The sequence below is a fragment of the Streptomyces fragilis genome, from assembly GCF_003112515.1.
In the GTDB taxonomy this organism is placed as follows: domain Bacteria; phylum Actinomycetota; class Actinomycetes; order Streptomycetales; family Streptomycetaceae; genus Streptomyces; species Streptomyces fragilis.
Genome location: NZ_BEVZ01000003.1, coordinates 323,066 through 342,125, shown reverse-complemented (window position 1 = coordinate 342,125; position 19,060 = coordinate 323,066). Strand labels below are relative to the sequence as shown.

Annotated in this window: 16 protein-coding genes; 8 read left to right on the top strand and 8 right to left on the bottom strand. The window is 75.2% G+C overall.

Going from position 1 to position 19,060, the window contains the following annotated elements:
* Nucleotides 1–21 precede the first annotated feature (21 nt).
* Nucleotides 22–987 (bottom strand): 16S rRNA (cytosine(1402)-N(4))-methyltransferase RsmH, encoded by a 966-nt coding sequence (gene rsmH / locus Sfr03f_RS12125; RefSeq protein WP_108953850.1) that lies wholly within the window; start codon nt 985–987, stop codon nt 22–24.
* Nucleotides 988–1,415: 428 nt separating this feature from the next.
* Here rsmH and Sfr03f_RS12120 point away from each other — a divergent pair, with 428 nt between their 5' ends.
* The 4 genes from Sfr03f_RS12120 (at nt 1,416) to Sfr03f_RS12105 (ending at nt 6,936) form a co-directional block, all read left to right on the top strand.
* Nucleotides 1,416–1,967 (top strand): beta-class carbonic anhydrase, encoded by a 552-nt coding sequence (locus tag Sfr03f_RS12120; RefSeq protein WP_108953849.1) that lies wholly within the window; start codon nt 1,416–1,418, stop codon nt 1,965–1,967.
* 270 nt (nt 1,968–2,237) lie between these two features.
* On the top strand, nt 2,238–3,221 hold the full coding sequence (locus tag Sfr03f_RS12115; RefSeq protein ID WP_108953848.1) for an AAA family ATPase: 984 nt from the start codon (nt 2,238–2,240) through the stop codon (nt 3,219–3,221).
* Nucleotides 3,221–4,567: a DUF58 domain-containing protein gene (locus Sfr03f_RS12110; protein WP_108953847.1), complete on the top strand. Its 1,347-nt coding sequence runs from the start codon at nt 3,221–3,223 to the stop codon at nt 4,565–4,567. The genes Sfr03f_RS12115 and Sfr03f_RS12110 overlap by 1 nt, the downstream gene beginning before the upstream one ends.
* Nucleotides 4,564–6,936 carry a transglutaminase TgpA family protein gene (locus Sfr03f_RS12105; protein WP_108953846.1) on the top strand — a complete coding sequence of 791 codons (2,373 nt, stop codon included), beginning with the start codon at nt 4,564–4,566 and terminating at the stop codon, nt 6,934–6,936. Before Sfr03f_RS12110 ends, Sfr03f_RS12105 begins: the two co-directional genes overlap by 4 nt.
* 124 nt (nt 6,937–7,060) lie before the next feature.
* Here the strand turns inward: Sfr03f_RS12105 and Sfr03f_RS12100 are convergent, their stop codons facing one another.
* The 4 genes from Sfr03f_RS12100 to Sfr03f_RS31690 form a co-directional block, all read right to left on the bottom strand.
* Nucleotides 7,061–7,660 carry a DUF4126 domain-containing protein gene (locus tag Sfr03f_RS12100; RefSeq protein WP_108953845.1) on the bottom strand — a complete coding sequence of 200 codons (600 nt, stop codon included), beginning with the start codon at nt 7,658–7,660 and terminating at the stop codon, nt 7,061–7,063.
* Nucleotides 7,661–7,905: 245 nt separating this feature from the next.
* The gene (locus tag Sfr03f_RS12095; protein WP_108953844.1) at nt 7,906–8,517 is read right to left on the bottom strand and encodes a TetR/AcrR family transcriptional regulator; all 612 of its coding nucleotides are present in this window, start codon (nt 8,515–8,517) and stop codon (nt 7,906–7,908) included.
* 11 nt (nt 8,518–8,528) lie between these two features.
* Nucleotides 8,529–10,613 (bottom strand): YhgE/Pip family protein, encoded by a 2,085-nt coding sequence (locus tag Sfr03f_RS12090; RefSeq protein ID WP_108953843.1) that lies wholly within the window; start codon nt 10,611–10,613, stop codon nt 8,529–8,531.
* Entirely contained in the window at nt 10,585–12,033 is a 1,449-nt protein-coding gene (locus Sfr03f_RS31690) for an ATP-binding cassette domain-containing protein (protein ID WP_359288629.1), read from the bottom strand. Before Sfr03f_RS31690 ends, Sfr03f_RS12090 begins: the two co-directional genes overlap by 29 nt.
* 128 nt (nt 12,034–12,161) lie before the next feature.
* On the opposite strand from Sfr03f_RS31690, the gene Sfr03f_RS12080 reads away from it, so the two are divergent.
* The 4 genes from Sfr03f_RS12080 to Sfr03f_RS12065 all read left to right on the top strand — a co-directional run bounded on the left by Sfr03f_RS12080 (nt 12,162) and on the right by Sfr03f_RS12065 (nt 15,989).
* Entirely contained in the window at nt 12,162–12,620 is a 459-nt protein-coding gene (locus Sfr03f_RS12080) for an SAV_6107 family HEPN domain-containing protein (protein ID WP_159105633.1), read from the top strand.
* Between the two features lie 75 nt (nt 12,621–12,695).
* The gene (locus Sfr03f_RS12075) at nt 12,696–13,460 is read left to right on the top strand and encodes a methyltransferase (protein ID WP_170145067.1); all 765 of its coding nucleotides are present in this window, start codon (nt 12,696–12,698) and stop codon (nt 13,458–13,460) included.
* Between the two features lie 531 nt (nt 13,461–13,991).
* Entirely contained in the window at nt 13,992–14,390 is a 399-nt protein-coding gene (locus tag Sfr03f_RS12070; RefSeq protein ID WP_108953841.1) for an SCO2097 family morphological protein, read from the top strand.
* A gap of 96 nt (nt 14,391–14,486) precedes the next feature.
* Nucleotides 14,487–15,989, top strand: coding sequence for a phytoene desaturase family protein (locus Sfr03f_RS12065; RefSeq protein WP_245967528.1), 1,503 nt, complete (start codon nt 14,487–14,489; stop codon nt 15,987–15,989).
* 284 nt (nt 15,990–16,273) lie between these two features.
* Here Sfr03f_RS12065 and Sfr03f_RS12060 read toward each other — a convergent pair whose 3' ends face one another.
* From Sfr03f_RS12060 to thiE, 3 genes are all read right to left on the bottom strand, one after another.
* On the bottom strand, nt 16,274–17,122 hold the full coding sequence (locus tag Sfr03f_RS12060) for a hypothetical protein (RefSeq protein ID WP_108953839.1): 849 nt from the start codon (nt 17,120–17,122) through the stop codon (nt 16,274–16,276).
* 40 nt (nt 17,123–17,162) lie between these two features.
* Nucleotides 17,163–18,101: a methylenetetrahydrofolate reductase [NAD(P)H] gene (gene metF, locus Sfr03f_RS12055; protein ID WP_108953838.1), complete on the bottom strand. Its 939-nt coding sequence runs from the start codon at nt 18,099–18,101 to the stop codon at nt 17,163–17,165.
* Nucleotides 18,102–18,186: 85 nt separating this feature from the next.
* Nucleotides 18,187–18,810 carry a thiamine phosphate synthase gene (thiE, locus tag Sfr03f_RS12050; protein ID WP_245967547.1) on the bottom strand — a complete coding sequence of 208 codons (624 nt, stop codon included), beginning with the start codon at nt 18,808–18,810 and terminating at the stop codon, nt 18,187–18,189.
* Nucleotides 18,811–19,060: the final 250 nt, after the last annotated feature.

Here is a 19,060-nt window from a genome sequence, read left to right as displayed (position 1 = left end):
CCTCCCCCTGGCCCTCGGTGGTCACTTGACGTCCTCCCTGACGCGCTCCGCCCCGCGGAACCGGGCCGGGGCGGCCCGCCGGTTCTCGGCGATCTCCTCCTCGGTGGGCAGCTCGGCCCCGCGGGTGAGCAGCTTCAGCCGGGGCTGGTACTCCTCGGGGACGACCGGCAGTCCGGGCGGTGCCGTGGAGGCGGCGCCGGCCGCGAAGACCTGCTTGACCAGCCGGTCCTCCAGCGAGTGGTACGACAGCACGCCGATCCGGCCGCCGACGGCGAGGGCCTTCACCGCGGCGGGGATCGCCCGCTCCAGGACGCTCAGCTCGCCGTTGACCTCGATGCGCAGGGCCTGGAAGGTCCGCTTGGCGGGGTTGCCGCCGGTGCGTTTGGCGGCCTGCGGCAGGGCGTCGCGGATCAGCTGGACCAGCCGGGCGCTGTTGGTGAACGGCTCCCTCTGGCGCTCGCGCACCACGGCGGAGACGATCCGCTTGGCCTGCTTCTCCTCGCCGTACGCGCGCAGGATCCGCACCAGTTCGCCCGGCGGGTAGGTGTTGAGGACCTCGGCGGCGCTGATGCCGGTGCTCTGGTCCATGCGCATGTCCAGGGGGGCGTCCTGGGCGTAGGCGAAGCCCCGGTCGGCCTCGTCCAGCTGCATGGAGGAGACGCCGAGGTCGAAGAGGACGCCCTGGACGCCGTGCACGCGGGGGATGCCGAGGCGGTCGAGGACCTCGGGGAGCTCGTCGTAGACGGCGTGCACCAGGGTGGCGCGCTCGCCGAAGGGGGCGAGCCGCTCGCCGGACAGGCGCAGCGCCTCCTTGTCGCGGTCCAGGCCGATCAGCCGGACCTCGGGGAACCGGGTGAGCATGGCCTCGCTGTGCCCGCCGAGGCCGAGGGTGCAGTCGACCACGACCGCTCCCGGCCGCTCCAGGGCGGGCGCCAGGAGGTCCAGGCACCGCCGGAGCATCACAGGGACATGTCGGCTCTCGCTCAAGGGGCCCTCTCAGGTCCGCGTGGCGATACGCGCAACCGGGTCCCCGCCCGCCCGCGAAGGGGAGGCCTGCCGGCGCCAGGAGCGTCGGCCGGCCGGGAGCGGGAGGAGGCCGAGCCGCACGTACGCGCCGCGCACGTGGGGAGGTCCCGGGCGTCCTCGGCCCGGGTTCTCCGGAATTCGGTCCAGCGGGGAGGGCGTGGCGTGTCCCGCCTCCCGCTTCGCGTCACTTTAGTCCACCCTGTCTGCCGGTCAATCAACTGCCCTGCGCGTCGTCCAGCGGAGGGGCGGGGCCGTCCCCGCCCTACAGGAATCACCCGTGCGGCGCAGTGCACTCCACCCCTGTGGGTTACCTCACACAGAAGATCGACGGTTCCGTTTGTCCCCTTCCGCAAGTGTCGGGGCGGGAAGTGGCCAGTAACGTCTTCCTCATGTCGACTTCTGCTTCCGCCGGCTCCGCCGCCCCCTCCCCCGGTGCCGACACCTCCGGCTCCGTGACCGACCGCCTGGTCGAGGCGAACCAGAACTACGCCGCGGCCTTCACCGACCCCGGAATGGACGCCCGTCCGGTGCTGCGCGTGGCAGTCGTCGCGTGCATGGACGCGCGCCTCGACCTGCACGCGGCGCTCGGTCTCGACCTGGGCGACTGCCACACCATCCGCAACGCGGGCGGCGTGGTCACCGACGACGTGATCCGCTCCCTGACCATCAGCCAGCGCGCCCTGGGCACCCGCAGCATCGTGCTGATCCACCACACCGGCTGCGGCCTGGAGTCCCTGACCGAGGAGTTCCGGCACGAGCTGGAACTGGAGGTCGGCCAGCGTCCGACCTGGGCGGTGGAGGCCTTCCGCGACGTCGACCAGGACGTCCGGCAGTCCATGCAGAAGGTGCGCACCTCGCCGTTCCTGCTCCACACCGACGACGTCCGCGGCTTCGTCTTCGACGTGAAGACGGGTCTGCTGCGGGAGATCGACGCCGCCTGACGGCCCGGTGCGGGCGTCCCGTCCGCCCCGTGCCTCCGTGTTTCCGCAGCGCCCGGTCCGGGATCCTTCCCGGGCCGGGCGTTCGGCGTCCCCCGTACGGGTGGCAAATCCTGCGAAAGTCGCCCGAGTTGTCCACAGGCCGCCCCTGGTCCGGACCGGTCTTGTCCACAGGCCCTGACAGGCAGGACTCCGGCGAACAAGAATGCGGACGGGGGCACGGGAACCGGCCGTTGCTCAGGGGACACGACATTGGGGCCGAAGGGGGCCGGGGTGACGACGTACGACGACCGAGGGAACCTTTCCGATCTGACCGCGACGACGGAGCGGATTCGCGGCGCGGTGGAGCGGGTGATCGAGGGCAAACCGGACGTCGTGCGGCTGGCGCTGACGGTGCTGCTCGCCGAGGGTCACCTGCTGATCGAGGACGTGCCCGGCGTCGGCAAGACGATGCTCGCCAAGGCGCTGGCCCGTTCGGTGGACTGCTCGGTGCGGCGCATCCAGTTCACCCCGGACCTGCTGCCGTCGGACATCACCGGCGTCTCCATCTGGGACCAGCAGCGGCGGGACTTCGAGTTCAAGCCGGGTGCGATCTTCTCCCAGATGGTGATCGGCGACGAGATCAACCGGGCCTCCCCCAAGACGCAGTCGGCGCTGCTGGAGTCCATGGAGGAGCGGCAGGTCACCATCGACGGCCAGACCCATCCGCTGCCCAGCCCGTTCATGGTGGTGGCCACCCAGAACCCGGTCGAGATGGAGGGCACCTATCCCCTGCCGGAGGCGCAGCGGGACCGGTTCATGGCCCGTGTCTCCGTCGGCTATCCGAGCGCGGAGGCCGAACTGCGGATGCTGGACGTGCACGGCGGGGCGCCGCCGCTGGAGGACCTGCAGCCGGTGGCGCACGCGCACGACGTCGTGAAGCTGATCGAGGCGGTCCGCGAGGTGCACGTCTCGGAGGCGGTCCGCCGCTACGCGGTGCAGCTGGTCGCGGCCACCCGCGTCCACCCGGACCTGAGACTGGGCGCCTCGCCGCGCGCCACGCTGCACCTGCTGCGCGCGGCGAAGGCCGCGGCGGCGCTGGCCGGGCGGGAGTTCGCGCTCCCGGACGACGTGCAGGCGTTGACCGAGGCGGTGCTGGCCCACCGTCTGCTGCCCAACGCCCAGGCCCAGCTGGCCGGGCGGACGGCGGAGGCGGTGGTGCGGGAGATCCTGGCGCACACTCCGGTTCCCGCCGCGCCGGGCGTGCGGGGCCTGTGATGGAGCCGGGGGGCCGGCGGGCCGCGCGCGGCCCGGGCGGGATGCGGGTGGCGCTGGCGGGGCTGACCACCCGGGGGCGTTCGTTCCTCGCCGCGGGGGTCTCGGCGGGGGTGTGCGCGTACGTGCTGGGGCAGCAGGACCTGCTGCGGGTGGGGCTGCTGCTGGCGGCGCTGCCGCTGCTGTGCGCCGTCGCCGTGCACCGGACCCGGCACCGGGTGACGTCCTCGCGCGGGCTGACGCCGGCGCGGGTGCCGACGGGTGCCGAGGCGCGGGTGCGGCTGCGGGTGGACAACGTCTCCCGGCTGCCCACCGGGCTGCTGATGCTGCAGGACCGGGTGCCGTACGTGCTGGGGCCCCGGCCCCGGTTCGTGCTGGACCGCATCGAGCCGGGCGGGCACCGCGAGGTGTCCTACCGGGTCCGCTCCGACCTGCGCGGCCGCTATCCGCTGGGTCCCCTGGAGCTGCGGGTGGCGGACCCGTTCGGGATGTGCGAGCTGACCCGCTCGTTCGCCGCGCACGACATGCTGACGGTGGTGCCGCGGGTAGAGGCGCTGCCGCCGGTGCGGCTGGGCCGCGGGGCCCTGGGGTTCGGCGACGGGCGGCAGCGTTCCATGGCGGTGGCCGGCGAGGACGACGTGCTGCCGCGCGGTTACCGGTACGGCGACGACCTGCGCCGGGTCCACTGGCGCTCCACCGCGCGGTACGGCGAGCTGATGGTCCGGCGGGAGGAGCAGCCGCACCGCGCCCGGTGCACGGTGCTGCTGGACACCCGGCGGGCGGCCTACCTGGGCGCCGGGCCGGGTTCGGCGTTCGAGTGGGCGGTGTCCGGCGCGGCCTCCGTGCTCACGCACATGCTGCAGCGGGGGTACTCGGTGCGGCTGCTGACCGACGCCGGGAGCCAGGTGCCGGGTGAGGCGGGGGCCGCCTCCGGGGGCGCCGGCGCCGGGACGGCGGAGGCGGCGGGCCTGCTGATGGACACCCTGTCGGTGATCGGCCACTCCGACGGCGAGGATCTGACGCCCGCGCAGGAGGTGCTGCGCCGCAGCGGCGACGGACTGCTGGTGGCGTTCCTGGGCGCGCTCGACGAGGAACAGGCGCGCACCGTCGCCCGGATGCGGCACCGCACCGGTGGCGCCCTCGCCTTCCTCCCGGAGGACGAGGACGACGCCGAGCCGGACTTCCCGGTGGGCGCCGGGGCGGCCGTCGCGCCGCCGGACGCCGAGCGGGTGCTGCGCGAGGCGGGCTGGACGGTGGTGCGGGCGCCGCGCGGAGCCTCGATGGCAGCCGTGTGGCGGCAGGCGGACCAGCAGCGGGCGGGGCTCGTGGACGGCGGTGAGCGGCGATGAGCGTGCGGACGAGGACGACGCTGGCCGCCGCGGCGGCGACGCTGCTGACGGCCATGGCGCTGATACCGCTCACCGAGGACGGCACCTGGTACACGCGGGCCGTCATCGCGGTCGCCCTGCTGGCGGGCGTGGGCGCGGCGGCCCGGCGGTTCTCCGCGCCCCGGCCGACGGTGGTCGCCGTCGAACTGGTGGCGGCCGTGGCCCTGTTGTCCTTCTTCTTCGCCCGGGAGCAGGCGGTGGCCTGGCTGCTGCCGGGCCCCGGGGCGGTGGCGCGCCTGGCGGCCCTGGCGCGGCAGGGGCTGGTGGACGTCACCGAGTACGCGAACCCGGCGCCGCTGACCGACGGCATCGGGCTGCTGCTGGTCGGTGGCGTGCTGCTGATCGCGGTGCTGGTGGACACCCTGGCGGTGACCTACGCGCTGGCCGCCCCGGCCGGACTGCCCCTGCTGGCGCTGTACTCGGTGGCCGCGGGCCTCGCCGAGGAGGGCGGCGCCGGAGCGTTCGCGTTCGGCGCGGCGGCGGTCGGCTATCTGGTGCTGCTGCTGGCCGACGGCCGGGAGCGGCTCACCCGGTGGGGCCGCACCTTCGGCGGGGCCGGAGCGGCCTCGCGGGGCGGCGGGCAGCGGACCGGGCGCAGGATCGGGGCGGCCGCGCTGGGGGTCGCGCTGCTGGCCCCGGCCGCGCTCCCCTCGCTGGGCACCAGCCTGGTGGGCGGCCTGGGCTCGGGCAGCGGCACGGGGACCGGGGGGCGCGGCAACGGCAACTCGGTGGACCTGCTGGTCGCGCTGCGCGACAACCTCAACGACTCCGACGACCGCACCGTGCTGACCGTGCGCACCACGTCGCGGCGAGCGGGCGACATGTACCTGCGGATCGTCTCCCTGGACGAGTTCGACGGCACCACCTGGAAGGCCTCGCCGCGGCGGACCGTGCTGCTCCCTCCGCGCTTCCCCGACCCGCCGGGCCTGGGCGCGCAGGTGCGGCGCAAGGAGGTGACCAGCCGGATCACGGCCGCCGACTGGTACGAGCAGCGGCACCTGCCGATGCCCTACCCGGCCACCTGGGCCGAGGCGCTCGGCCGGTGGCGGCTCGACCCGCTGAACCTGACCGTCAGCGCCGACGCCGGAGCCACCACGGAGGGCGAGACCTGGGAGGTCTCCAGCCTGGAGGTCCTGCCCACGCGCGAGCAGCTGGCCTCCGCCCCGGCGCCGGGTCCCGAGCTGCGGAACTTCACCGATCTCCCGTCGACCCTGCCCGACGAGGTCGGCGAGACGGCGCGCGCGGTCACCGAGGACGCGGGCAACGCCTACGAGCAGGCGGTCGCGCTGCAGGACTGGTTCTCGGTCACCGGTGGCTTCACCTACGACACCGAGGTCGAGCTGGGCGAGGACCCGGACGCGATCGCCCGGTTCCTGGAAGCCCGCCAGGGCTTCTGCGTCCACTTCTCCTTCGCGATGGCCGCCATGGCGCGTTCGCTGGGCATACCGGCGCGGGTCGCGGTCGGCTTCGCACCGGGCGCCGAGCGGGGCGACGGGAGCATGGAGGTGAACCTCCGGGACGCCCACGCCTGGCCCGAGCTGTACTTCGAGGGCGTGGGGTGGACCCGGTTCGAGCCCACGCCGACGCGGGGCACGGTCCCGGACTACACGCGGCCCGAGACCACGCCGGGCGGTGCGACGCCGACGCCCTCGGCTGCTGCCGAGGACGACGAGCTGACGGCGCCGAAGCCGAAGCCGTCCAGCAGCGAGAGCTGCACGCCGGAGCGGAGACGTCTGGACGCCTGCCCGGACGAGGACGAGCCGGCGGCGGCCGCAGGCGGCGGCGGACCCCGCTGGCCCCAGGTCCTGCTGTGGTCGCTGGTCGCACTCGTCGTCGTGCTGGCGCCGCTGTCGCCGATGCTGTGGCGCACGCGGGTGCGCAGGCGACGGCTCGGGCCTCCGTCGCGGGGCGGGGCGGACGTGGCCCCGCACACGCTGCGGCTGTGGCGCGAGGTCACGGACACCGCCTGGGACCTCGGCACCGTCCCGGACGACTCGCTCACGCCGCGCCGGGCGGCGGAGCGCATCGCGCGGGTGGGCGGGCTGGACGGGCCGAGGACGGACGCGGTGCACCGGGTGGCCACGGCGGTCGAGCGGGTGCTCTACGCGCCGCGGGCCGAGGCGGTGCCGGGGACGGCCGCCGACGCCCGGGCGGTGGTGGAGGCGCTGCGTGCCGCGGCGACCGGTCCCGCGCGCCTGCGCGCCACCCTCGCCCCCCGCTCGGCGGCACGCGCGGTGGCCCGCCTGCGCCGGCGCGTCTCGGGGGTGTGGGCCTCGGGGGCGTGGACGTCGAAGGCGTGGCGGTCACGTCTCGCGAAACGGACGGGGTGAGGCGGGGGCTGAGACGGGCGGGGTGAGGCGGACGAGGTGAGGCCCGGGGGCCGGGTCGGACGCCCGGTCCGCTCCCGTTCCGGGCCCTGCTCCGCCTCGCCTCGGGGCGCGTGGCTCCCCGGGCTCAGAGGCGGGCGGCCCGGCGGCGTTCCTCGCGGCGTTGGGCGCGGCGGCGGAGGTAGCGGCGGATGCGGGAGGCGAGGAGCAGGACCGCGACCAGGCCGGCGAGCAGCAGGGCGCCCGCGATGATCGCCGCGGCCACCGGGTGGAAGATCGCGAGGGTCACCACGCCCGCCACGCCGAGGTCCTCCGCGACGCTCACCAGCACGTTGCTGAACGGTTCGGGCGAGGTGTTGACCGCCATCCGCGTGCCGGCCTTCACCAGGTGGCTGATCAGCGCGGTCGAGCCTCCGACCGCTCCGGCCGCGAGCTCGGGCAGCGACCCGCTCTGCCCGGCGAGCAGCGCCCCCACCACCGCTCCGGCCAGCGGCCGCACCACCGTGTGGACGGCGTCCCACACCGAGTCCAGGTAGGGGATCTTGTCGGCCACGGCCTCGCAGAGGAAGAGCACCCCGGCCGCCACCAGGACGTCGGTCCGCTGCAGCGCCTGCGGCACCTCCTCGGTCAGTCCGGCCGCGCCGAACAGGCCGAGCAGGAACACCACCGCGTAGGCGTTGACGCCGCTGGCCCAGCCGCTGGTGAACACCAGGGGAAGTACGGACACGCCCGTGATGGTAGACGCGCCCCGCGGCGGGCGCGGCTGAGTACGCGTACTCAGCCGGGGGATGAGTATCCGCCCGGATGGGGCGGGACCCTGCGGGCGGCAGAGTGTTCCCGGGGGAGCGGGGCACCGCGCCGCCGGTACCGCCGACACGGGGCGGCGGTACCGGTGCGCGTGCCGCCCGGCCCGGGGCCGCCCGTGGCGGCGCCCCCGTGGCGGAGCCCCGTGGCGGAGCCCTCCGACGGGGGTCAGCGCCGTCCGGTCACCCGGCCCTGCAGCAGCAGGGAGAGCGCGCCGTGCACGTCGTCCAGCGACCGCTCCGGCTGGAACGCGAGCCAGTCCAGCGCCGCGACGAGGACCATGCCCACCAGGGCGGCCGCCGTCAGCGAGACGTCGATCTCGTCGCTGAACTCCCCGGCCTCGACGCCGTCCCGCAGCACCCCCTCGACCACCGCGACGGCCTCCTGCCGGACCACCATCAGCGTCTCCTGCCAGGCCCGGTTGGTGCGCCACAGCTCGGCGACGTAGAGCTGGGTGAAGGCGGGGTAGCGGTGGATGAAGACCAGGCCGGCCCGGATCATCGCGTCCAGCGCGTCCACCCGGCTGCCGCCGCTGCGCGCGGTCTGCTCGGCGGCCTCGCGCAGGGAGGCCGTCAGGAGCCCGACCCCGTGCCGCAGCAGCTCCTCGAAGAGCACGGACTTGCTGGCGAAGTTGTAGTAGACGGTGCCCTTGGCGACCCCGGCCCGCTCGGCGATCTCGTCCACCGTGGTGGCGGAGAAGCCCTGCTCGGCGATGAGGGTCACGGCCGCCTCGTAGAGCTTCTGCTTGGTGGCGGCACGGCGGCCGGTGCTGCTTTTCATGCCGTCGATTCTCACAGACTCAGCTCCGGGCGCAGGCGGTCGAAGGTCCACACCTGCTTGCGCCGGGCCGCGACCGAGGTCAGCACGAGGGCTCCGGCGGTATAGGCGAGCAGGACCGCGCAGGCCTGCAGGACCGGGGCGGTGTCGCCGCCGGTGATCAGCCGGCGCAGCGCCTCGACGACGTGGCTCATCGGCAGGTAGGGGTGGATCGCGCCGAAGAAGCCGGGGCTGGTCTCCACCGGGTAGGTGCCGCCGGCCGAGGTCAGCTGCAGCATGAGCAGGGCGAGCACCAGGATCCGGCCGGCCGCGCCGAAGCGGGCGTTGAGCCACTGGACGATCGCCGCGAAGCAGACGGTGACCAGCAGCAGGAAAGCGACGGTGGCCGCGCCGCGGGCCGTCCGCAGGCCGATCCCCCAGTGCAGGACGGACATCAGCGCGGTCACCTGGAGCGCGCCCAGCGCCGCCACCGGCAGCCAGCCGGCCACGGCGATCCGCCAGGCCGGTGCCCCGGCCGCCAGGGCCCGGCGGTTGAGGGGCTGGATCAGCATGTAGGCGACCATCGCGCCGACCCACAGGGCGAGCGGGATGAAGTAGGGCGCGAAGGCGGTGCCGTAGTTGTCGGCCTGGTGGAGCTTGGAGTTGGCCAGGCGCACGGGGTCGGCCATCACCTCGGTGCGGCGGTCGCGTTCGGCCGTGTCGAGGTCGGGGATCTTCCCGGCGCCCTCGTGCAGGCCGCCGGCGAGTTCGCCGGAGCCGTCGACCAGCCGGTAGATGCCGCCGTCGAGGCGGTCGGCGCCCTTCTTCAGCGCGCCGACGCCCTCGTCGAGGTTCGCGGCGCCCTTCTCGGCGCGGCCGAGTCCCTTGTGGAGGTCCTTGGCCCCGGCCGCGACCGCCTTCGCGCCGCGGTCCAGTGCGTTGATCCTGCGCACGGCGTCGTCGAGGTCCTCGGTGAGCCGGGGGGCCCGGCCGGCGAGGGCGTCCGCCTGCTTCTCGAGGGTGGCGAGGTGCTTGTCGAGTGCGGCGAGGTGGTCCTTCTGGCCGGCGACCAGTTCGTCCACGTCCCCGGCGACGGCGGCCGTGTCGGCGGCGGCGTCGGCGGCCTTCTTCAGGTCGGGGCAGGCCGGGTCGGGCAGCGGGGAGACCTCGCAGCGCGTGTGGTGGACGTCGGTGAGGGTCGTGGAGGAGGCGGCGGCGTCGCGGGCCGCCCCGGGCGCGGCGTCGGCCAGGGCGTCGAGGTTCGCGCGGACCTCGCCGGCGGCGTCCGCCACCAGGCGCGCGGTGTTGGCGATGGTCTGCTCGTTCTTCTCCAGGAAGGGGCGCACGGTGTCCGCGACGCCGTTGACCTTGCCGGCCAGTGTCCCGGTGCCCGCGGCCACCCGGCGGGCGCCGTCGGCCACGTCCTTGCTGCCGCCGTGCAGCCGGGTCAGGCCCTTGTGCAGGTCCTCGCTGCCGGTCCGGGCGTCGCCGAGCCCGCCGGCCAGGTCCTGGGAGCCCTTCTTCGCCTTCTCGATGCCGCCCGCCAGGTCGTCGGCGCCGGTGGCGGCCTCCTCGGTGGCGTCGTGGATGTCGGAGAAGGACACGAAGATGTGGTCCAGGAAGCCGCGGGTCGCCTTGGTGGAGGCGGCGGTGCGGACCTCGGCGAAGACGGTGCGGGAGATCTGGCCGACGATGTAGTTGTTCGCGTCGTCGGTCCGCACCTTCAGCGCCCCGGCCCGGGGATCGTCGCTCCCTCCGGAGGCGATGCGCTCGCTGAAGTCGGCGGGGATGGTGAGCGACAGGTAGTACCGGCCGCTCTCCACGCCTTCGCGTGCCTCCTCGGGACCGACCTGCCGCCAGTCGAAGGTCCCGCTGTCGCGCAGGCCGTCGGCGATGTCGTCACCGGCCGTCAGCCTCTCGCCCTCGGCGGTGGCGCCGCGGTCCTGGTTGACCAGCGCGACGGGGACGCGGTCGAGGTTGCCGTAGGGGTCCCAGAAGGACCACAGGTAGAGCGCGCCGTACAGCAGCGGCAGCAGGATCATGGAGACCAGTGCGGCCCGGGTCAGCCGACCCCGGCCGAACCGCCGCAGCTCAAGCGCGGCCAGTCGCGGGGTGCGCATCCGCGTCCTCCTCGGTGGTCGGGGCCTCGACGGCCTCCTGCGGGTCCTCTCCGGGGGCGTCGTTCGCCGCCTTCCCGGACTGGGGGGTGTCCTCGTCGGCGTCGCCCGGTCCGGCCGCGGCGGGGGCGGTTCCCTCGAGGTCGGTCTCTTCGGGCACGGTCTTTTCCGGCACGGCCCGGTCAGGGCCGGTCTCGCCGGAAGCGGCTCCGTCGGGCACGGTCCCGCCGGACGCGGCCCGGTCAGGGCCGGTTCGGTCGGGCGCGGTCCGGTCAGGGCCGGTTCGGTCGGGCGCGGTCCGGTCAGATCCGGCCCCGTCGGGCACGGTCTCATCGGACGCGGCCCGGTCAGGGCCGGTCTCGTCGGGCGCGGTCCGGCCGGGCGCGGTCCGGCCGGGCGCGGTCCGGCCGGGCGCGGTCCGGCCGGGCGCCGCAGCACCGTTCCGGTCCGCTCGACCGTGTTTGGCGTCGTCGGCGGCGGCCGCGGCGTCGGGCGCCGCCGGATCCGCGGCCGTCCCGCCACCGAGGCCACCGAGGCCGCCAGGACCCCCGGGGCCAGCGGGTCCGGCGGTGTCGTCGGGGCCCACGGACTCGTCGCCCGCGGCCACCGGAACAGCGGCGGCAGGGGCGCCGCGGCGGACCACGCGGCGGAGGCGTCCGGACGCGGGCGGGAGGTCCTCCGGGGCGGCCGGCTCACCGACCGGGACCACGAGGTCCGCCTCACCCGGGGCCTCGCGGAACGCGGCCAGGACGGTCGTGCCGCCGGCGGCCAGCGAGGACAGCAGCGCGACCGCCTCCTCCCGCTCGGGACCGGACAGGCCGAGGTCCGCGTCGTCCACCGCGATCACCTCGGGGCGCCCGGGGCGGCCGAGCAGCGCGAGTGCCACCGAGAGCCGCAGTTCCTGCGCCCGGGACAGGTCCCGCACCGCCGTGCGGTCCTCCTTCGGCAGGTCGCCGGGCACCAGCCCCACGGCCCGGAGCGCCGCGTCCGCGCGGGCCGCGTCCTCGGCCGCCCGCGCCCGCGGCGAACGCAGCAGTCCGCGCACCAGGTCGGCCGCCGGTCCCCCGTACCGGCGGCCGACCAGTGCCCGCTCGCGGAGGTGTTCCGCGACGGTCAGGGCGGGGTCGAGGTCCGTCACGCCGGGCATGTGGGCCACCCCGGACACCCGGCGGACCCGCGCCATCCGCCGGGGCAGTTCCAGCCCGGCCACCCGGGCCGTGCCCTCGGCCGTGCGCATCCGCCCGGTGAGGGCCAGCAGCAGCGCCGTGCGGCCCGACCCCGTGGGGCCGGTGACGGCCACCAGCGAGCCGGGACCGGCCTCGAAGGTCACGCCCCTGAACGCCCAGCCCCTGGGCCCCTTCACTCCGAGTCCCCGGGCGGCGACGCCCGATCCGGGCGGCTGCCCGTCCCCCTGCCGGCTCACACGCATGCACCTCAGCTTTTTGCACTGACTGGTCAGTGCAAAAACTAACCCGAACCCGCCCGTCGGGCAAAACCGCAGGTCGGCGCGATTGTCAGTGGCAGACCCCAAGATGGGACCAGACAGGACAGATGCTGTCGTACGACGACAGGAGGTTCGCCATGACCCACCCGGTGGCCCGCCGGGCGTCCGCACCGCCCGCCGGCCTCGATCTGCTCGACCGTGCCCGCCGGGGGCTGGACGGCGCTCTGCTCCTGACCACGCCCAACGAGCGCTACGCCGCGGCCCACCTGGCCGCCCTGCGCGGTGCCGCCGCCGTGCTCGCGGTGCGCGTCGACCAGCTGCCCGAGCCCCGCCGCGGCCGCCGGACGCCGATACGCAGCGCCTGGGAGGTCCTCGCGGAAGCCGCGCCGGAGCTGAGCGAGTGGGCCTCGTTCTTCGCCGCGGGTGCCGAACGCCGCGCGCGGGCCGAGGCCGACCTGCCGCACGCCGTCTCCGCGCGGGAGGCCGACGACCTGATACGCGACGTCTCCACGTTCCTGCGTCTGGTGGAGCGGGCGACAGGGCTGACCGGCCCGGACGCCCATTAGGGTGGGGGCATTCGCCGGCCCCCCGCGCTCCCGTGGGCGGGCGGCCACCGATCGCCCGCCGAGGAGTCAATCGCCGTGTCGGACCCGATGCGCCCCCGCGCTTCTCTCCGTACCGCCGTGGTCTGGGAGGTCCTGAAGGACGCCCTGGACCGCCGCGCCAAGTCCGGCGGCGACCCGTCGCTCGACGTCCTCGACACCGGCGGCGGCAGCGGCAGGTTCGCCGTGCCGGTCGCCGCGCTCGGGCACCGGGTCACCGTCGTCGACCCGAGCCCCGACGCCCTGTTCGCCCTGGAGCGCCGTGCCGCCGAGGCGGGAGTGGCCGACCGGGTGAGAGGGGTTCAGGGGGACGTCCACGGCCTCTTCGACGTCGTGGACCGTTCCTCCTACGACGCGGTCCTCTGCCACGGCGTGCTGGAGTACGTCGACGACCCCGCGGAAGGGCTGCGCAACGTGGCCGCGGCGCTGCGCCCCGGCGGGCTGCTGAGCCTGCTCGCGGCGGGCCTGGGCGGCGCGGTGCTCTCCCGCACCCTGGCCGGCCACTTCAACGAGGCCCGGCAGGCGCTGGAGGACCCGGACGGCCGCTGGGGCGAGCAGGATCCGGTCCCGCACCGCTTCACCGTCGACCGGCTGACCACGCTGGTCGAGGGGAGCGGCCTGCGGGTGGGCGCGGTGCACGGTGTGCGGGTCTTCTCCGACCTGGTCCCCGGCGTCCTGGTCGACACCGAGCCCGGCGCCCGGGAGGCGCTGCTGCGCCTGGAGTCCGCGGTGGCCTCGCTGGAGGCCTTCCACTCGGTGGCCACCCAGCTCCACGTGCTGGCCGAGGCGCCCCCGGCGTCGTGACCGTCACGGCGGCCACAGCGGTGTCGGCGGTCACAGCGGCGTCCTGACCGTCACGGCGGTTCACACCGGCCTCGTGACCGTCACGGCGGCGACAGCGGTGTCGTGACCGTCACAACCTGGCCAATTCGCACGGCCGGGTACCGTTCCCGGGCGGCTCCCGCGGTGCCGCACAGGGCCCCGCGGGGCTGCCGGGGACCGTCCGGACCCGTGCCGACGCCGGGTCCCGGCCACCCCGCGTCCGGCGTCCCGCACCGCCTTCCGGCCGGCATCCCCGCCGTGATCAGCGGCGCGGCTCCGGACGGACTCCGTCGTGACCCCTGCCGACCGGCCGCGAGACCCGTATGATCGGGGGCAGACCGCCCGGCATGACAGGCGGGCCCGCGGGGAATGAACGTTCCACGGGCCGGCCCCGCCATGACCGGAACCGGTTGCCGAATGGCGTAGAGGGGCGGGTTTCACGGGGGCGATTCCCTGCCTATCCTGGAGGGGACCCCCGGTCGCCCCGGCGACTGCACGATGAGGAGGACTCCCGTGCCGCTCTCGGAGCACGAGCAGCGCATGCTCGAGCAGATGGAGCGAGCGCTGTACGCCGAAGATCCCAAGTTCGCGACAGCGCTCGAGGGAAGCGGGCTGCGCACGTACACCCGGCGACGGGTCTACCAGGCGGTAGCGGGCTTCCTCGTAGGTATCGCGCTCCTCATGACCGGAATGGTCGCCCAGCAGATCTGGATCGGCGTGGTGGGCTTCCTCGTCATGCTGGGGTGCGCCGTTCTCGCCGTCACCGGCTGGCGCAAGGGCCCCCGGTCCGGCGAGCAGCCGGCCGACGCCCCGGGCACACCCGGAGCCGCGGCGACGGTCCGTAAAAGGTCCGTGATGGATCGCATCGAGCAGCGCTGGCAGCGCCGCCGGGACGACCAGCCGGACCGTTGACCGACAGCTTTCAGGGGCGTCCGCCGAGGCGGGCGCCCCTTCGGCATGCCCGTCCCCGCAGGAACGCGCTGGTCCGCGCGGCCTAGACTCCCCCGCATGGGACGGGTAGCAGTGATCGGCGCCGGCATGGGCGCCATGGCGGCCGCCGCGCGCCTGGCCGTGGCCGGCCACCGCGTGACGGTGTACGAGCGGACGGACACCTACGGGGGCGCCCTGCGCCGCCGGGAACGCGACGGTTTCGCCTTCGACACCGGTCCGGGCCTCCTCCCGCTGCCGGCCGTGTACCGCGACCTGTTCGTCAAGACCGGCAGGGAGCCGCTGGAGGAGTGCGTCGAGCTGGTCCAGACGGATCCCTCGGCCCGTCACCTCTTCCCCGACGGCACCCGGGTGGACCTGCCCAACGCCTCCCGGGCCGGCGTGGTGGCGGCCCTGGAGCAGAGCGTCGGCCGGGGCGCCGGGGAGCGCTGGGGCGCGTTCCTGGTCCGCGGCCGGGAGGCCTGGGACCGCACCCGCCGCCCGCTCCTGGAGGAGCCGCTGTGGCCCAACTGGGACGTGCTGGCCGGTCGTGAGCCGTACCCGTCGGTGCCGCACCGGCGCCTGCTGCGGACCCGGCGGGCCGCCACCCTCGCCCAGGTGGGCGAGTGGGAGCTGGGCGATCCGCGGCTGGCGCGTCTGCTGGAGAGTCACGCCCTCGCGTACGGCCTGGACCCGCGGACCGCCCCGGCGAGCGCCGCGGTGCTGCCGTACATGGAGCACGCCTTCGGTCTCTGGTACGTCCGCGGAGGGCTGCGCGAGCTGGCCCGCGCGGTGTACGAGCGCTGCCTGGCCCGGCGGGTCGAGTTCCGCTTCGGCGCGGAGGCGGTCCGCGTGGTGGAGAAGGACGGCCGGGCGGCCGGTGTGGAGCTCGCCGACGGCACGCTCGAGGAGGCGGACCACGTGGTGGTGGGCGTGCGCCCCGACCTCGTGGCGGGCCCCCACACGACCGCGGCCGAGGGCGAGGTCGCGCCAGGTCCGGCCGGCGGACCGGTGCCGGGCCGGCTCACGGTGCTGCTGGCGCTGCGCGGCGCGGGCGAGGCGGACGCGGTGCACCGGACGGTGGTCCACTCCCCCGACCGGGAGGCGGAGCTGGAGGCGCTCACCGGCGCTCCCCCGGCCGGCGAGCGGTCCTCCGTCGTCCCGACGGTCACCGTGCTGCGCCCCGGCGACCCGGCGCTGCGGCCCGACGACGCCCACGAGTCCGTGGTCCTGACCGCGACGGTGCCGGCCGGTACGGACGCGCGGGAGGCGGAGCTGCGGGCGCGGCTGATGCTGACGGCCGCGGAGGCCGCCGTGCCGGGGCTGCGCGAGCGGCTGCTGTGGCACGAGGTCCGCACCCCGGCGGACGTCCGGCGGGAGACCGGCGCGGAAGGCGTTCCCGCCCCCGCGCTGGCCGGCGGAGGGGCCGCGCTGCTCCGTCCCGGCAACACCACCGGCCTGGTGAACCTGTACCGGGCGGGCGGCTGGTCCCACCCCGGCGGCGGTCTGCCGCACGCCGGCATGTCCGGCGCGCTGGTCACCGGCCTGATCGTCGAGGGCCCCGACTTCCGCGGCTCCGTCTGAGCCGGGCACACCTCAGCGCGGACGCCCGCCGACGAGGCGGGCACATCCGACGACCCGGCGCTCCTCGGCGCTCGGCGTACCGCGGCACGGCGTACCGCGGCACGGCGTACCGCGGCACGGCGTACCGGCGTACCGGCGGCGCAAGGTACCGGGCAAGCGGCACACCGGCGGCGCCGCGTACCGACGGCGCGACGTACGGGCCGGCGGCGTACCGGCGGCGCCGCGCCGCAACGTCCGAGGGCCGGACCCCGGCTGGGGTCCGGCCCTCGGACGTTCACGACCGCTCAGTACCGGTACTGCTCGTCGTACCCGTAGGGGTACGGCTGTTGCTGCGGCTGCTCCGTCCCGTACGGGTCGTCGGCGCCCCGCTGCTGCGGGACCCAGACTCCGCCGGGCGGCGTGGTGTCGGTGTAGCCGCTGTACGAGGCCGCGTCGTACCCGCCCTGCTGCCCGTAGCCCTGCTGCTGGCCGCCGTACGTCGTGTCGTATCCGTACTGGCCGCCCTGCGTCGCGTAGGGGTCCGCGTAGGCCTGGTACTGCTGCTGGTCGTATCCGGTGCCGGCATAGGTGTCGTAGGAGCCGTACTCCTGCTGCCCGTCGGCTCCGGCGGACGCCGCGGCGGGGTACCCGCCGGTGTCGTAACCGGAGTTGTCGTACCCGCCGTACGAGCCGGTGTCCTCCTGAGCCGTCTGCGACGGGTACGCGGTGGCGCCGGCGGCGGCCTGGTAGTCGTCCACGGAGGGCGCGGCCGGCCGCTCGTCGTCCTGATGTCCGCCGAGGTCGTCACGGTCACCGCGCGCGTCGCTGTCGTCGCGCTTCTCGCGGTCGTCGCCCCCGAGTTCCTCCCACTCCTCCTCGTCCCGGCCGGCGCGACGGCGGGCGGCGGGCAGTGCCCAGCCCTGCGAGAAGCCGCTGCGGAACGACAGCGTGACGAAGGTCTGCCCCACCGCGAAGGCGAGCGCGCCCAGGCCGATCATCGCGACCGACGCGAACAGCACACCGATGACGACGCCGAGGAAGCCCGCGAACGCGAGCACGCGCCACCGCAGTTTGGCCTTGTACTGCAGCAACACCTCGCCCAGCAGCCACAGTGCGACGATGCCGAACGCGATGTAGAGGACCGTCCAGCCCATGTAACGCCCCTCTCCCTCGGACCGGGGCGGTCTGACCGACTCAGACGCTCCCGGTCCAACCCCGCACCGGGTGGTGCAGGCCCAGGTTCTCGTAGATCTCCAGCGTGGCCGTGGAGTTGTTGAGCGTGATGAAGTGCAGTCCGGGCACACCCTCGGACAGCAGCCGCGCGCAGAACTCCGTGGCGAACTCGATTCCCAGGGAGCGTACAGCGGCCGGATCGTCTTTGGCTGTGAGGATCCGCTCTTTCAGCCGGGCGGGAATCACGGCGTTGCTCAGAGTCGGCAGCCTCTCCAGCATACGGACACTGGTGACCGGAAGCACCTCGGGGATGATGGGCGTCTCGCAGCCGGCCGCCGCCGCCTTGTCGCGGAACCGCAGGTACGACTCCGGCTGGAAGAACATCTGGGTGATGGCGTAGTCCGCCCCCGCACGGCACTTGGCGGTGAAGTGCCGAATCTCCGACTCCCAGTCCGGGGAGCGCGGATGCAGCTCGGGGAAGGCCGCCACACCTACACAGAAATCCCCCGACTCCTTGATGAGTTCCACGAGTTCGGCGGCGTAGTGCAGGCCCTTGGGGTGCGCGACCCACTCGCCCATCGGGTCGCCGGGCGGGTCGCCGCGCAGCGCCAGCATGTTGCGGATCCCGGCGTCGGCGAACTGACCGATGATGTTGCGCAGTTCGGCCACCGAGTGGTCGACGGCGGTCAGGTGCGCGACCGGGGTGAGCGTGGTGTCGGAGACGATCTGCTCGGTCTCCTTGACCGTCCCCGCGCGGGTGGACCCGCCGGCGCCGTAGGTCACCGACACGAAGTCCGGCGCGACGGCCTCGACCCGGCGGAGCGCACTCCACAGGTTCCGCTCGCCCTTCTCCGTCCGGGGCGCGGAGAACTCGAACGAGACGGTCTGCTGCCCGGAGGCGAGCATGTCACGCACGGTGCGCGCGCGGTCCGTCCGGGTTGACGCGGTTCCTAGGGCCATACTTCGCAGATTAGCCAGGCCGCGGCCCCTGTCCCAAAGATGTCCGATCCCCGGACAGCCGTGCCGCCCACGACGGACCGGGAGGTCAGCGGTCGCGCAGGCGGGCGGCGAGTTCCGCGGCGGCGGCGGCCGGGTCGGGGGCCGCGGTGATCGCGCGGACCACGACGACGCGGCGGGCGCCGGCGTCCAGCACCTCGTCGAGGGTGGTGAGGTCGATGCCGCCGATGGCGAACCAGGGCCGCTCCACGCCCAGCGCGGCGGTCCTGCGGACGGCGTCGAGTCCGGCGGCCGGGCGGCCCGGCTTGGTGGGCGTGGGCCAGCAGGGGCCGACGCAGAAGTAGTCGACGCCCTCCTGGGTGGCGGCGGCCTCGGCCTGTGCGGCCGAGTGGGTGGAGCGGCCGATCAGGACGTCCGGGCCGAGGATCGCGCGGGCCGCGGGCACCGGGAGGTCGCCCTGGCCCAGGTGGAGCACGTCGGCCCCGGCGGCGTGGGCGACGTCGGCCCGGTCGTTGACGGCGAGCAGCTTGCCGTGGCGGGCGCAGGCCTCGGCCACGGTGCGCAGGTGCTCGAGCTCCTCGGCGGCCTCCAGGCCCTTGTCGCGCAGCTGCACGATGTCCACCCCGGCGGGCAGCACGGCGTCCAGGAACGCGGCGAGGTCGCCGCGGTCGCGGCGGGCGTCGGTGCACAGGTAGAGGCGGGCGGCGGCCAGCCGGGCGCGGGCGTCGGTGGCGGCGGCGCGGGGGCCGGCGGCGGGAGCGTCGGTGGCGGTGGTGGCGGCGCGGAGGTCGGTGACGGTCTCGGACACGGTGCGGTCCCCCCGGATCGTGGTGGTGGAGGCGCCCGGCTCCGCGGAACGGCGGGCGGGGCGCGGTGCGGAACAGCCGCCCCCGTCAGGGAGCGGCACCGGAACAGCCACCCCCCTCAGGGAGCGGCATAGCAACGACCGCCCCTGTCAGGGA

Bases quoted from the DNA above. Each gene is read 5' to 3' on its own strand.
- Sfr03f_RS12080 (WP_159105633.1), top strand. From the start codon at position 12,162: ATGCTGTCGTACGACGACAGGAGGTTCGCCATGACCCACCCGGTGGCC.
- metF (WP_108953838.1), bottom strand. From the start codon at position 18,101: ATGGCCCTAGGAACCGCGTCAACCCGGACGGACCGCGCGCGCACCGTG.
- Sfr03f_RS12065 (WP_245967528.1), top strand. From the start codon at position 14,487: ATGGGACGGGTAGCAGTGATCGGCGCCGGCATGGGCGCCATGGCGGCC.
- Sfr03f_RS12090 (WP_108953843.1), bottom strand. From the start codon at position 10,613: ATGCGCACCCCGCGACTGGCCGCGCTTGAGCTGCGGCGGTTCGGCCGG.
- Sfr03f_RS12095 (WP_108953844.1), bottom strand. From the start codon at position 8,517: ATGAAAAGCAGCACCGGCCGCCGTGCCGCCACCAAGCAGAAGCTCTAC.
- Sfr03f_RS12120 (WP_108953849.1), top strand. From the start codon at position 1,416: ATGTCGACTTCTGCTTCCGCCGGCTCCGCCGCCCCCTCCCCCGGTGCC.
- Sfr03f_RS12105 (WP_108953846.1), top strand. From the start codon at position 4,564: ATGAGCGTGCGGACGAGGACGACGCTGGCCGCCGCGGCGGCGACGCTG.
- Sfr03f_RS12060 (WP_108953839.1), bottom strand. From the start codon at position 17,122: ATGGGCTGGACGGTCCTCTACATCGCGTTCGGCATCGTCGCACTGTGG.
- Sfr03f_RS12110 (WP_108953847.1), top strand. From the start codon at position 3,221: ATGGAGCCGGGGGGCCGGCGGGCCGCGCGCGGCCCGGGCGGGATGCGG.